12 protein-coding genes are annotated in these 12,780 nt (G+C 71.4%); 7 read left to right on the top strand and 5 right to left on the bottom strand.

The window, feature by feature from the left end:
- The first annotated feature begins 33 nt into the window (after window positions 1-33).
- Entirely contained in the window at window positions 34-978 is a 945-nt protein-coding gene (locus ACWCQM_RS30995; protein WP_450918392.1) for a LysR family transcriptional regulator, read from the top strand.
- Window positions 979-1,055: 77 nt separating this feature from the next.
- Here ACWCQM_RS30995 and ACWCQM_RS30990 read toward each other — a convergent pair whose 3' ends face one another.
- Window positions 1,056-2,093, bottom strand: coding sequence for an extracellular catalytic domain type 1 short-chain-length polyhydroxyalkanoate depolymerase (locus tag ACWCQM_RS30990; RefSeq protein ID WP_450918391.1), 1,038 nt, complete (start codon window positions 2,091-2,093; stop codon window positions 1,056-1,058).
- Window positions 2,094-2,372: 279 nt separating this feature from the next.
- On the opposite strand from ACWCQM_RS30990, the gene ACWCQM_RS30985 reads away from it, so the two are divergent.
- Window positions 2,373-2,522, top strand: coding sequence for an SCO1431 family membrane protein (locus tag ACWCQM_RS30985; protein ID WP_450918390.1), 150 nt, complete (start codon window positions 2,373-2,375; stop codon window positions 2,520-2,522).
- A gap of 110 nt (window positions 2,523-2,632) precedes the next feature.
- Here ACWCQM_RS30985 and ACWCQM_RS30980 read toward each other — a convergent pair whose 3' ends face one another.
- The gene (locus tag ACWCQM_RS30980) at window positions 2,633-3,898 is read right to left on the bottom strand and encodes a glycoside hydrolase family 18 protein (RefSeq protein ID WP_450918389.1); all 1,266 of its coding nucleotides are present in this window, start codon (window positions 3,896-3,898) and stop codon (window positions 2,633-2,635) included.
- 351 nt (window positions 3,899-4,249) lie between these two features.
- On the opposite strand from ACWCQM_RS30980, the gene ACWCQM_RS30975 reads away from it, so the two are divergent.
- Window positions 4,250-5,422, top strand: coding sequence for an acyl-CoA dehydrogenase (locus ACWCQM_RS30975; RefSeq protein ID WP_450918388.1), 1,173 nt, complete (start codon window positions 4,250-4,252; stop codon window positions 5,420-5,422).
- A 405-nt stretch (window positions 5,423-5,827) separates the two neighbouring features.
- Here the strand turns inward: ACWCQM_RS30975 and ACWCQM_RS30970 are convergent, their stop codons facing one another.
- Window positions 5,828-6,238, bottom strand: coding sequence for a hypothetical protein (locus ACWCQM_RS30970; RefSeq protein WP_450918387.1), 411 nt, complete (start codon window positions 6,236-6,238; stop codon window positions 5,828-5,830).
- A gap of 203 nt (window positions 6,239-6,441) precedes the next feature.
- On the opposite strand from ACWCQM_RS30970, the gene ACWCQM_RS30965 reads away from it, so the two are divergent.
- From ACWCQM_RS30965 to fxsA, 4 genes are all read left to right on the top strand, one after another.
- Window positions 6,442-6,882, top strand: a complete 441-nt coding sequence (locus ACWCQM_RS30965; protein ID WP_033304241.1) for an Lrp/AsnC family transcriptional regulator — start codon at window positions 6,442-6,444, stop codon at window positions 6,880-6,882.
- 67 nt (window positions 6,883-6,949) lie between these two features.
- Entirely contained in the window at window positions 6,950-8,590 is a 1,641-nt protein-coding gene (locus ACWCQM_RS30960; RefSeq protein ID WP_450918386.1) for an amidohydrolase, read from the top strand.
- A gap of 549 nt (window positions 8,591-9,139) precedes the next feature.
- Window positions 9,140-9,907 carry a polyprenol monophosphomannose synthase gene (locus tag ACWCQM_RS30955; protein WP_267076908.1) on the top strand — a complete coding sequence of 256 codons (768 nt, stop codon included), beginning with the start codon at window positions 9,140-9,142 and terminating at the stop codon, window positions 9,905-9,907.
- Window positions 9,908-9,975: 68 nt separating this feature from the next.
- A complete protein-coding gene (fxsA, locus tag ACWCQM_RS30950) occupies window positions 9,976-10,575 on the top strand; it encodes an FxsA family membrane protein (RefSeq protein WP_450918385.1) in 600 nt (199 codons plus the stop codon).
- Between the two features lie 170 nt (window positions 10,576-10,745).
- Here the strand turns inward: fxsA and ACWCQM_RS30945 are convergent, their stop codons facing one another.
- Both ACWCQM_RS30945 and ACWCQM_RS30940 read right to left on the bottom strand, forming a co-directional pair.
- A complete protein-coding gene (locus tag ACWCQM_RS30945; RefSeq protein WP_014044757.1) occupies window positions 10,746-11,120 on the bottom strand; it encodes an RNA polymerase-binding protein RbpA in 375 nt (124 codons plus the stop codon).
- Between the two features lie 264 nt (window positions 11,121-11,384).
- Window positions 11,385-12,749, bottom strand: coding sequence for an MFS transporter (locus ACWCQM_RS30940; RefSeq protein WP_450918384.1), 1,365 nt, complete (start codon window positions 12,747-12,749; stop codon window positions 11,385-11,387).
- Between the last annotated feature and the right edge of the window lie 31 nt (window positions 12,750-12,780).

Below are 12,780 nucleotides of genomic sequence, written 5' to 3'. Positions count from 1 at the left end.
CTGGTCGGCGCCCTGTCGAAAGGAGGAGCTTCCGTGAATCTGGCCAGCCTGGATCTCAATCTCGTGGTCGCGCTGCGTGCCCTGCTGGAGGAACGCAACGTCACCCGTGCCGGGCAGCGCGTCGGGCTGAGCCAGCCGGCCATGAGCGCCTCACTGGCCCGGCTGCGCCGCCACTTCGGCGACGACCTGCTCGCCCGGGTCGGCGGCCACTACGAACTCACCGCCCTCGGGCAGGTGCTCCTGGACCGGACCTCCACGGCCTACGACGTGCTGGAGCGGCTCTTCGCCAGCCAGGCCGACTTCGACCCGGTGAGCGAGAGCCGGGAGTTCAAGCTGATCGCGTCCGACTACGCCGTCGCCGTGTTCGGCACCGAGCTCGCGCGGGTCATGCACGAGGAGGCCCCAGGCATCCGTCTGCGCTTCACCCAGACACCGAACACCGTCGTCGACGACACGGCGACGCTCCTGAGCACCGCCGACGGACTGCTCATGCCGCACGGCGTCATCAGCGGCTTCCCCGCCACCGACCTCTACGGGGACAGCTGGGTCTTCCTGGTCGCCGAGGACCATCCGGGCGTCGAGGACCGGCTCACCCGCCAGGACCTGGCCCGGCTGCCGTGGGTCACCTACCAGCGCACCTACGACGCCCCTGCCGTCCGCCAGCTCGGCATGCTCGGGGTCGAGCCCCGCGTGGAGGTATCCGTCGACAGTTTCCAGCTGCTCCCCCTGCTGGTGGCGGGCACCCGGCGCATCGCCCTGATCCAGGCGCGCCTGGCCCGCCTCCTCGAACCCCTCGCCGCCGTGCGGGTGCTGGAGCCGCCGTACGAGGCGGTCCCGCTCCAGGAGGCGATGTGGTGGCACCCGGTGCACACGCACGACGCGGCGCACATCTGGCTGCGTGAGACGGCCGCCAGGGTCGGCAGACGGGTGTCCGGGGAGCGGGGAGCAGCCGAGGGGCCGCCACCCCACGCGGGGTGACGGCCTCCTGGGCGCCCGCTCCTCGGACGCCGTTGCCGGCCGCCCGTTCCCAACTGGCCCTTCCCAGCCGCTCGTTCTCAGGCGTTCAGGCCGAAGAACAGGGACGCGTAGTACGGACCGCAGAGCGAGTCGTGCCCCTGACCCGTGGTGCCGCACCGGTCGATGCCCGTCCCGGGGTCGACGGGTGCCTCGTGTCCCATCGCGTCGATCAGATACGTCTCGACCTGCCCGGCGCCGTACACCTGTTTGGTGACCCCGAGGGCGGGCCGCGAGGTGGAGGAGGGGGTCCGCGGGATGCCGAACACGTCGGTCCAGCCGTCGCGCTGCTTCTCCAGCGACTTCTTGTTGATCAGCAGGTCGGAACCTCCGTGCCAGATCTGCACACGCGGCCGTTCGCCCGTGTAGCCGGGGTGGGCGCCCCTGATCCTGTCGCCCCACTCCTGCGGGGACACCAGGTTGTAGCGGCCGGGGCACGGCGCGAAGGAGCCGGTCTCGAAGTAGTCCGCCTCGTTGTCGGCGCATCCGTAGGCCATGCCGAAGAAGACGGCGCCCGCCTTGAACACCTCGGGGTGGGCCGCCAGCATCACGTTCGTCGCGGCGCCACCGCCGGAGTACCCGGTGGCGTAGACGCGGTTCGCGTCGGCGGCGTGGGCGGTCTTCATGTAGTCGACCATCTGGACCACCGAGCGGGCCTCGCCCTGGCCGTCATGGGTGCGGTCGGCCGGGTTCCACGCGCTGAAACACGTGTGCGGCACCAGGCCGCCGGAGCCGACGTTCTCGGCCTTCTGCTCGGGGAGGACGAGGGTGAAGCCGTACGTGTCGGCGTACTTGCGCCAGCCGGTGTTGACGTCCAGGTTCAGGGCGGAGCCCCCGCAGCCGTGGAAGAGGACCACGACCGGGGCGCCCGACCGCGCCTTCTCGGGGACGTACGCGAACATCTTCAGGTTGCCGGGATTGCTGCCGAAGGACGGCACCTCGTGGAAGCCGGTCTCCGCCCGTGCCGGTACGGCGGAGAGCATCGCCGCCGCCAGCACCGCGACGAGCACCACCAGCAGGGCCTTCGCCCTGCGCACTGTGAAGCGGGATTCCGCGCCCGCCGCGCCTGTCTCGTTCATGCCCCGAAGGGTGGCGGCCGGGCCCGTGAGGGGGCATCGGCAGGATGACCGGCATCGGTCCGCGGGCGCCCTTCCCGGGGCGCGGGCGGGATATGGCATGGCGCACATCCGGTGCGGCCGCTCCGCCGTGAATCCCGTGCCAGCACGGACCTGCGGCCCCTTCCCCGTGCCGCGTCCGGCTGCCGCTGTGACCCGGATCTCTACCGCGCCGCCCGTATCCCCTGGCAATGTGGTCGGGTCACCGGGGGACGCCACAGCCGAACGACCGAGCGAGATGCCATGACCGCGACCGCAGCCGAGAAGTCCGCCTACGCCCGCCGTGCCCGCACCGGCGGACCCCAGGACGGGCCGAAGATCCTGGAGCACATCCTCGGCTGGACGCTCGTCGTCGTACTGGCCATGCTCGTCACCCAGGCCGGACTGTTCTGAGCCCCGGCCGGGCGCGATGACGGGTGGGGTGGGGCGCCCGCCCGGCACCCCACCCCTGACCCGCCCTGTGGCGCGTGTACCCCGCCAGGGCCCGTTGATGGCCCTCGGTGCTAGCTGATCGCCTTGATGAGCTCGCCGTCGGCCGTGTCGCCGCTGAGCTCCCAGAAGAAGGTGCCGCCCAGGCCCTGCTGGTCCTTGTAGTCCATCTTCGTGCCGATGGTGGCCGGGGTGTCGTAGCTCCACCAGTTGGTGCCGCAGTGGGCGTACGCCGTGCCCGCGACCGTCCCGGTGGCCGGGCAGCTGTTCTTCAGGACCTTGTAGTCCTCGATGCCCGCCTCGTACGTCCCCGGGGCCGCCCCCGTCGCCGTGCCGCCGGGCTCCGACTGTGTGACGCCGGTCCAGCCGCGGCCGTAGAAGCCGATGCCCAGCAGCAGCTTCTCCGCGGGGATGCCCAGGCCCTTGAGCTTGGAGATCGCCGCGTCGCTGTTGAAGCCCTCCGTGGGGATGCCCGGGTAGGAGGTCAGCGGGGAGTGCGGGGCCGTCGGCCCCTGCGCCGCGAACGCGCCGAAGAAGTCGTACGTCATCGGGTTGTACCAGTCGAGGTACTGCGCCGCCCCGGCGTAGTCCACCGCGTCGATCTTGCCGCCGTCCGAACCGTCGGCGGTGATCGCCGAGGTGATCAGATTGCCGGTGCCGAACTTCGTGCGCAGCGCCGACAGGAGGTCGCCGTAGGCGTCACGGCCGCTCGTGTCGCACGTCAGGCCGCAGGCGTTCGGGTACTCCCAGTCGATGTCGATGCCGTCGAAGACATCGGCCCAGCGGGGGTCCTCGACCAGGCCGTAGCAGGACTCGGCGAAGGCGGCGGGGTTCTGCGCGGCCTCGGCGAAGCCGCCGGACCAGCTCCAGCCGCCGAAGGACCAGATGACCTTCAGATCGGGGTGCAGCTTCTTGAGCTTGCGCAACTGGTTGAAGTTGCCCCGCAGTTCCTGGTCCCAGGTGTCCGCGACGCCGTCCACCGACTGGTCGGCCGTGTAGGCCTTCTCGTAGTCGGCGTAGCTGTCCCCGATGGTGCACTTGCCGCCCTGGACGTTGCCGAAGGCGTAGTTGATGTGCGTGAGCTTGTCGGCCGAGCCCGAGGTCTCGATGTTCTTGACGTGGTAATTCCGCTGGTAGACACCCCAGTTGGTGAAGTATCCGACCACCTTGTCACCGGCGGCGGCAGGGGCGGCCTCGGCGGACGCCGGCGCGGCGGCCGTGAGGGCGGCACCCGCCGAGGACGTACCGGCGACGCCGAGCAGGGCGGCGCCGAGGGCTGCGGTGCAGAGGGTCGCGGCGAGCGCCCTGAGACGGCCGCGGGGACGGTGAAGTCCGGTCATTGTGGCTCCTCGTGGGGGAGGGCTTGGGCGTGGGGGTATCTCGTCGCGTTCACTCCAGGAATTGGCATGAACGCGATGAGGTAATGGGGGAGACCGTAGAAGGACTAGACCAGTTGGGTCAATGGTTCGGACCAATGTCCCTGATCAAGGGGCAGGTGACCGGTGACGTCCGCGCTCCGATCGGGCATACTCGACGCGCCACAGCCACCGGCCGCCGCCTCCCGTGATCCGGGCAGGCAGGATCGGCCGAGGAGCCGTAGATTTCCGGGCATCGCCCGGGACAACCCGGCGGTACCGCGCACACCCCGCGCGCGACCGCCGCATACGCCCGACAGGGAGGAGAGCGCCGTCATGTCCGACGTTGCCCCGCAGCCGGTGGAACGCCGTCTGCCCACCGAGGAGTCCCGGCAGCTCATCGAGCTCGTACGCGACATCGTGTCGAAGGAGATCGCTCCCCGGGCGGCCGACGAGGAGGAGGCGGGCGTCTTCCCCCGCGAGGTGTTCACCCTCCTCTCCGAGGCCGGACTGCTCGGACTCCCGTACGACTCCGCGTACGGCGGCGGCGACCAGCCGTACGAGGTCTACCTCCAGGTCCTCGAAGAACTCGCGGCCGCGCGGCTCACCGTCGGGCTCGGCGTCAGCGTGCACTCGCTGTCCTGCCACGCGCTCGCCAACTTCGGCACCGAGGAGCAGCGCGCCGCCCACCTCCCCGCGATGCTCGCCGGCGGCCTGCTGGGCGCCTACTGCCTCTCCGAGCCGTCCTCGGGCTCCGACGCCGCCTCGCTCCGCACCAAGGCCGTACGGGACGGCGACGACTGGGTGCTCAACGGCACCAAGGCCTGGATCACGCACGGCGGCATCGCCGACTTCTACACCGTGCTGGCCCGCACCGGCGAGGAGGGACCCCGGGGCATCACCGCGTTCCTCGTGCCCGGCGACGCCGGCGGTCTCGAAGCGGCGGCCCCCGAGAAGAAGATGGGCATGAAGGGCTCGCCCACCGCCCAGCTGCACTTCGACGGCGTACGGATCTCCGGCGACCGCCGCATCGGTGAGGAGGGGCAGGGCTTCGCCATCGCCCTGTCCGCGCTCGACTCGGGGCGGCTGGGGATCGCCGCCTGCGCCATCGGCGTCGCCCAGGCGGCCCTGGACGAGGCGGTCGGATATGCCACGGGGCGGCGCCAGTTCGGCCGCCCCATCGCGGACTTCCAGGGGCTGCGCTTCATGCTCGCCGACATGGCCACCCGGATCGAGGCGGGCCGGGCGCTCTGTCTGGAGGCGGCACGGCTCCGCGACGCGGGTCTGCCGTTCTCGCGGCAGGCGGCCATGGCGAAACTCTTCTGCACCGATGCGGCCATGCGGGTGACCACCGACGCGGTCCAGGTACTCGGGGGCTACGGCTACACCCTCGACTTCCCGGTCGAACGGCTGATGCGCGAGGCGAAGGTGCTCCAGATCGTCGAGGGCACCAATCAGATCCAGCGGATGGTCATCGCCCGTCACCTCGCGGGTCCCGAGACGCGCTGACCCGGACCGGCCGGTCCGACCAGACGGGTGTCGTCATGATCCGGTTCCACTCCTGGTCATGGCGGCCCGGCATGGTCCGGCCCGTGGACTCCCAATGGCGCAGCATGGCGCGGTAGATGGGCGGGTCGGTGGAGTGCGGCACGGACTCGCGGGGCGGCGATCCGGGCTGAGGAACCGATTCTCCGGACGCCGGAGCTGTGAGACGGCGGCGGGTGGGGCCGGCCGTCGAATGCAGGGTGGTCATACAGAAACAACGCCCGTACGGGGCTCGGGGTCACTGTCCGGCCGATTCGCGCGCCCGTTCCTCCCGGGTGCGGCGGTCACCGGCCGTCCGGTGAACTGTCCGCACCACGCCGGACCGGCCGTCGTGGTGCGCTCAGAGGTGGTACGCCCGCCGGGCGGCCGTCAGGCAGCCTGCCGTCCCGCCTGCGGCACGTACCGCCGGGGACGCGAGCCGGGACCGCCGGCGTGCGAGAAGGGCTGCATCCGCCAGTCGAGTCCCTGAGGGAGCGTCAGCAGCAGCGCCGTCTCCTGCTCCTGGGCCTCCAGCGTCTCGTCGGCCGGGCGCGCCAGGGAGGCGTCGCGGGCCGTGCCGGGGCAGACGGTGAGGACGAACGGATTCCACGGCGTCGGGCAGAGCGCGTGCTCGGGAAGGACGTCCTCGTCCGCCAGCAGGGCGATCGGCTGGGTGCAGTCCGGGCAGATCACCCGGTACATCTCGAATGTGTCGTACGCGTCGGGAACACTGTCCTCGTCCGGATCCGCGTATGCGTCGGGCTCCGGTTCGGTACGTCCGGTGAGCTTCAGGCTCTGCATGGGATCTTCCCCCCTCGGGTGGGCCGGCAAGCCGCCACGGCCTCGGCCACAGCAAGCACTTCCCGTCCGAAGTCGGCCGTAACCGCGAGGTCGTCGGCTACCCACCCGTAAACTTGTGGCATTCGTCACATGCCCCTCGAACCTGCCCTTCAGAGGCCCCCGCGACTGTGCCTGGAGGGACCTGGGGCCATAGGTTGATCCGCATGGAGGAGCTGGACCGACAGATTGTGGAGTTGCTCGTCAAGGACGGGCGGATGAGCTACACCGACCTGGGCAAGGCCACCGGCCTGTCCACCTCGGCCGTTCATCAGCGTGTTCGCCGGCTGGAGCAGCGCGGGGTGATCCGGGGCTATGCCGCGGTCGTCGACCCCGAGGCCGTCGGCCTGCCCCTGACCGCGTTCATCTCGGTGAAACCCTTCGACCCGAGCGCACCCGACGACATCGCCGAACGCCTCGCGGGCGTGCCGGAGCTGGAGGCGTGCCACAGCGTCGCGGGCGACGAGAACTACATCCTCAAGGTGCGGGTCTCCAGCCCCCTGGAGCTGGAACACCTGCTCACCCGGATCCGTACGCTGGCGGGTGTCTCCACGCGTACGACCGTCGTCCTCTCCACGCCGTACGAGGCCCGGCCGCCCCGCATCTGAGGCATCCGTCCGCCGTGGCGGAGGGGGCGGGCGCCGAACCGGTCCCGGCAGGCGCGAGACTGGTCCCATGACCGAGAGCACCGCCCCCCAGAGCGAACACCGCACCGTGCTGCTGCGCGGTGGAGACGTCCACAGCCCAGCCGATCCCTTCGCCACCGCGATGGTCGTCGAACGCGGCCATGTCGCCTGGGTGGGCTCGGAGGGGGCCGCGGACTCCTTCGCGAGCGGCGTCGACGAGGTGATCGACCTGGAAGGGGCCCTGGTCACCCCGGCGTTCACCGACTCCCACGTCCACACCACGTCGACCGGACTCGCCCTCACCGGGCTGGACCTCTCCGGCGCGCGCACGCTCACCGAAGCCCTTGAGCTCGTACGCGCGTTCGCCGAAGGGCACCCGGGGGAGCGGGTGATCCTCGGCCACGGCTGGGACGCCGCCCGCTGGCCCGGGCAGCGGCCCCCCTCCCGCGCGGAACTCGACGAGGCGTCCGGCGGCCGCGCGGTCTACCTGCCCCGTGTGGACGTCCACTCCGCCGTCGCGACCACGGCGCTCCTGGACCTCGTCCCGGGCGTCACCGGCCTGGCCGGATACCACCCCGACGCCCCTCTGACCGGCGACGCCCACCACGCGGTGCGCGCGGCGGCCCACCGTGCCGTCACCCCGGCGCAGCGGGCCGGGGCCCAGCGCGCCGCCCTGGCCCACGCCGCCTCCCTCGGCATCGGAACCGTCCACGAGTGCGCCGGCCCCGAGATCTCCGACGAGGAGGACTTCACGGGCCTGCTGGAGCTCGCCTCCGAGCAGCCCGGCCCCCGGGTCTTCGGCTACTGGGCCGAGCGCGTCGACGACGCCAAGGGCGCCGCCCGGGTCCGCGAGCTCGGCGCCATCGGCGCGGCGGGCGACCTCTTCGTCGACGGCTCGCTGGGCTCGCACACCGCCCACCTGCACGAGCCGTACGCCGACGCCCCGCACACCGGCGGCGCCCGGCTCGACGCCCGGCAGATCGCCGCACATGTGACGGCGTGCACCGAGGCGGGACTCCAGGCCGGTTTCCACGCCATCGGCGACGCGGCCGTGTCCGCCGTCGTGGAGGGCGTGCGCGCCGCGTCCGAGACGCTCGGGCTCGCCCGGATCAGGGCCGCCAGGCACCGCGTGGAGCACGCCGAGATGCTCACCCCGGAGACGGTCGCCGCCTTCGCCGAACTGGGCCTCACCGCCTCCGTCCAGCCCGCCTTCGACGCCGCCTGGGGCGGCCCCGACGGCATGTACGCCCAGCGCCTGGGCGCGGAGCGAGCGGCGACCCTCAACCCGTACGCGGCGATGCTGCGCGCCGGTGTGCCCCTCGCCTTCGGCTCGGACAGCCCGGTCACCCCGCTGGACCCCTGGGGAACGGTGCGGGCCGCGGCCCACCACGGCACGCCCGGGCACCGGGTCTCCGTACGCGCCGGCTTCACCGCCCACACCCGGGGCGGCTGGCGCGCCGTCGGCCGTGACGACGCGGGCGTGCTCGTGCCGGGGGCCCCTGCCGACTACGCCGTCTGGCGTACCGGCGGACTGTTCGTCCAGGCCCCCGACGACCGGGTGGCGCGCTGGTCCACGGACCCCCGCTCCGGCACCCCCGGCCTGCCCGATCTCACCCCGGGAGGGGACCTTCCGGTCTGTCTGCGCACGGTGGTCTTCGGACAAACCGTCTACGTAAGGCCGAACGAGTGACGTGAGGATGTTCCGTACCGCCGATCGAAGGCGCCGGGACTCCGCCGCGACCTGCGCGTCCTCCGCGCTGACCAGGCACTTTCGGGAGAAAGCGCAGGTCGAACGGCTGTTGACAGAGAGCGCCCACGGGCCGGTAGGTTCGGCCGGGTCCACCACTGGACGTCCGACCGGTCAGACCTCCACGCAGTCGTCGAACGCCGCTGGGTCATGGGGCGGTGTGCCGCACCGGTGCACCACCGCTGGCAGCCAGGGTCAGCGCTCGCGCCTCGGGGGCGAGGGAAGGTTTCGGCTGGGCGGCAGGTGTGACCCGGGTGGGGCCCGGAGGTTCAGTAGACAACGGCTCTCGGTCGACCCGCAGCCAGCGGGTCCCAGGTCGGCCCGAAGGACACCGGGCCCCGATCCGCAGTGCTGTGATCCGCTGTGCTGTCCTTCTGTCCGCAGTTCCACGCTTCTGTCCGCGCGCACCGAGCCACCCCGTGACCGTGTCGGAGTCCTGCCGTGGTGCGCTGGATATGGTGTGCACCTGCGTACGGACTTTAAGGGGCAGTAGTGAACGACGGCGGTCAGAGGCAGTTCGGCCCGCTCGGCAGAGTCTTGGTGATCATTCCGACCTACAACGAGGCCGAGAACGTCAAGCTGATCGTCGCCCGGGTGCGCGCCGCCGTTCCGGACGCGGACATCCTCGTCGCGGACGACAACAGCCCCGACGGCACCGGCAAGGTCGCCGACGAGCTCGCCGCGGCCGACAGCCAGGTGCACGTCCTGCACCGCAAGGGCAAGGAAGGGCTCGGCGCCGCCTACCTGGCCGGCTTCCGCTGGGGCTCCGAGCACGACTACGGCGTCCTGGTCGAGATGGACGCGGACGGCTCCCACCAGCCCGAGGAACTGCCCAGGCTCCTCACCGCCCTGAAGGGCGCCGACCTCGTCCTCGGCTCGCGCTGGGTCCCCGGCGGCCGGGTCGTCAACTGGCCCAGGCACCGCGAGATGATCTCGCGCGGCGGCAGCCTCTACTCCCGCATGCTGCTGGGCCTCTCGGTGCGTGACGTGACCGGCGGCTACCGGGCCTTCCGCACGCCGACGCTGGACGGCCTCGGCCTCGACGAGGTGGCCTCGCAGGGCTACTGCTTCCAGGTCGACCTGGCCAGGCGTGCCGTCGAGGCCGGGTACCACGTCGTCGAGGTGCCCATCACCTTCATGGAGCGCGAGATCGGCGACTCCAAGATGAGCAGGGACATCCTCGTCGAGGCGCTGTGGCGGGTCACCGGCTGGGGCATCACGGGCCGGGCCAACAAGGTGCTGGGCCGCAAGAGCTCCTGACCCCGTGCCGGTGCCGTCATGATCACCCCCTTACGCCGCTCGCACGCGCGTACAGGCACACTGGGGGCATGACGACCGGCACACCGCCTCCGAACCGTCCACGGCGCTCACGCGCCCGTACCTTCCTGCCGCTGGGCGTCGCGGCCTGGATCGTGCTGGAGATCTGGCTGCTCACCGTGGTGGCCGACGCGGCGAACGGGTTCACCGTGCTGCTGATCCTGGTCGCGAGCGCCGTCCTGGGCGCCGCGGTGATCAAGCGGGCGGGCCGGAGGGCCTTCCGCACGCTCACCGAGACCCTCCAGCAGATGCCGGGGCAGCCCGGCGCGTCCACCGGCCCCGCCGCCGCCCCCACGGGCAGCAAGGGCAACGGCTTCCTGATGCTGGGCGGCCTGCTCCTGATGATCCCCGGCGTGATCTCCGACGCGGCGGGGCTCCTGCTCCTGCTGCCCCCGGTCCGCTCGGTGCTCGGCCGCTACGCGGAACGCTCCCTGGAGCGCCGTATGAGGGCCGCGGCACCTGGCGGCTTCTCCGACGCCTTCCAGCAGGCCCGTATCCACCGCCCCGACGGCAAGGTGGTCCAGGGCGAGGTCATCCGCGAGGACGGCGCGCCCGCACGCCCCCGCCCCGACGACGGCCCCGGCGCGGACCGCCCGCCGCTGGCCGGCTGACCCGTGCCCGCGCGGCGCCCCGGACGGGGGCGCCGCGCACGTACGGGCTGACGAGAACGTACGGACAGGCAGAACCGCGGGCCGGCAAGGGAGCACCGGACAGACGAAAGCCGCGGGCCGTGACACAGATTCTGTGTCACGGCCCGCGGCTCGATCAGTGCGGTGTGCGGTCAGGCAGACTTCCTGCTGTCCCGCGGGTGCACGGCGATGTTCATGGCTCCGGAGCGCAGAACCGCCAGCCTCTCGGCCAGCACCTCCTCCAGCTCCTCGCGGGTGCGCCGCTCCATGAGCATGTCCCAGTGCGTACGCGCCGGCTTGCCCTTCTTCTCCTCGGGGCCATCCCCGTCCACCAGGAGTGCCGTGGCGCCGCACGCCTTGCACTCCCACTCCGGCGGAATTTCCGCCTCTACCGAGAACGGCATCTCAAATCGATGTCCGTTCGGGCATGCGTACTCCACCGCCTGGCGCGGGGCCAGATCGATGCCGCGGTCCGTCTCGTAGCTGGTAACCACGAGTCGCGTGCCGCGGAGAGCTCGCTCACTCATGAATCGTGCCTCCCGGGCTTGTCGCCCACAGGACAGGTGTCGCTGTCGTCGTCATCCGGTCAACGTCCGGTCGGCGGCAAAGATTCCCGTTGCCGGTCATGCGTCGCCCGTCGTGCCGCTGCCATGTCTGGGTTGATTACCCTTCGGTGCCCGGTTTGTCACCTCTGGTCGAAGGTGTCACCCAACGGTTTGACTTCTTCCACTCGCAGTAACGGTCCTCCGGGCAGGCCAAAGGCGTACACTACCGGCCTTTCACTTCAACGTCTAAATCCGTTTCGGAACGGCGTTGCCCGCGGCGGCCACTGCCGCCCGTACGGGGACCCTCGCCAGCAGCACCGAACCGAGCACGAAGAAGATCACCAGGGACAGGATCGCGTCCCGGTAGCTGCCTGTCAGCTGATAGCAGAGACCGAACACCAACGGGCCCAGCCAGCTCAGTCCCCGGTCGCTCATCTCGTACGCCGAGAAGTACTCCGCCTCCTTGCCCCTCGGCACCAGATGCGAGAACAGCGACCGGGAGAGGGCCTGGCTGCCGCCCAGCACGAGCCCGATCGCGGCCGCCAGGGTGTAGAAGAACACCGGCGCACCGGCGGGCAGCAGATACGCCGCGGCGAGGATCAGCGTCCAGACGGCCAGCGAGGCGAGAATCGTGCGCTTCGCGCCGTACGCCCGGGCGAGCCGCCCCATCCCGAGTGCCCCCGCCACGGCCAGCACCTGCACGAGCAGCACCGCCGTGATCAGAGTGGTCTGGTCGAGGCCGAGCTCCTCGGAGCCGTACAGCGAGGCCTGGGAGATCACCGTCTGGATGCCGTCGTTGTAGACCAGGTAGGCGAGCAGGAAGGAGAGCGTGAGCGGATGACGGCGCATGTCGCGCAGCGTCGCCCTCAGCTGGCGCCAGCCGGAGCCGACCGCGCCCTCGCCGCCCGGGGCCACCCGCCGGTCGCGCAGCCGCCGCAGCGGCACGATCGCGAAGGCGCCCCACCACACCCCGGCGGACGCCAGGCAGATGCGGACCGCGTCGGACTCGGAGAGCCCGAAGGAGTCGTGGCCCGTGAAGAGCACCAGGTTGAGCACGAGCACGAGCGCGCCCGAGGTGTAACCGAAGGCCCAGCCGCGCGAGGAGACCGCGTCGCGCTCCTCGGGGGCCGAGATCTGCGGCAGATAGGCGTTGTACAGGGCCATCGACACCGAGATCGACGCGTTCGCCACGATCAGCAGGAAGGCCCCCAGCAGATAGCGGTGGCCGTCCAGGAAGAACATGCAGGCCGTCGCCGTGGCGCCCGTGTACGCGGCAGCCGCCAGCAGCGGCTTCTTGCGGCCCGTGCGGTCCGCCGCCGCGCCCGCGACGGGCATGAGGACCACCGCCACGACGATGGACACCGACACGGAGTACGCGAAGAGCGAGCCCGCACGCACGGGTATGCCCAGCGGATGGACGAATCCGTCCGCGTCGGCGGCGGCCTTGGCGATCGACGTCAGATACGGGCCGAGGAACACCGTGAGCACGCTCGTCGAATACACGGAGCACGCGAAGTCGTAGAAATACCAGCCGCGTTGCTCCCGCTTGCGGTCGGCGGCCTCGGCCGGCCGTCCGGCGGGATCCGCCGTTCCTGCGGTACCGGTGCTCACGCCGCGCCCCCTCGATCGTTCCGTGCCGCCG

This window comes from Streptomyces sp. NPDC002125, from assembly GCF_053593715.1.
Note: the sequence above shows the minus strand (reverse complement) of the source record. Positions and strands in the feature narration are given on the sequence as shown.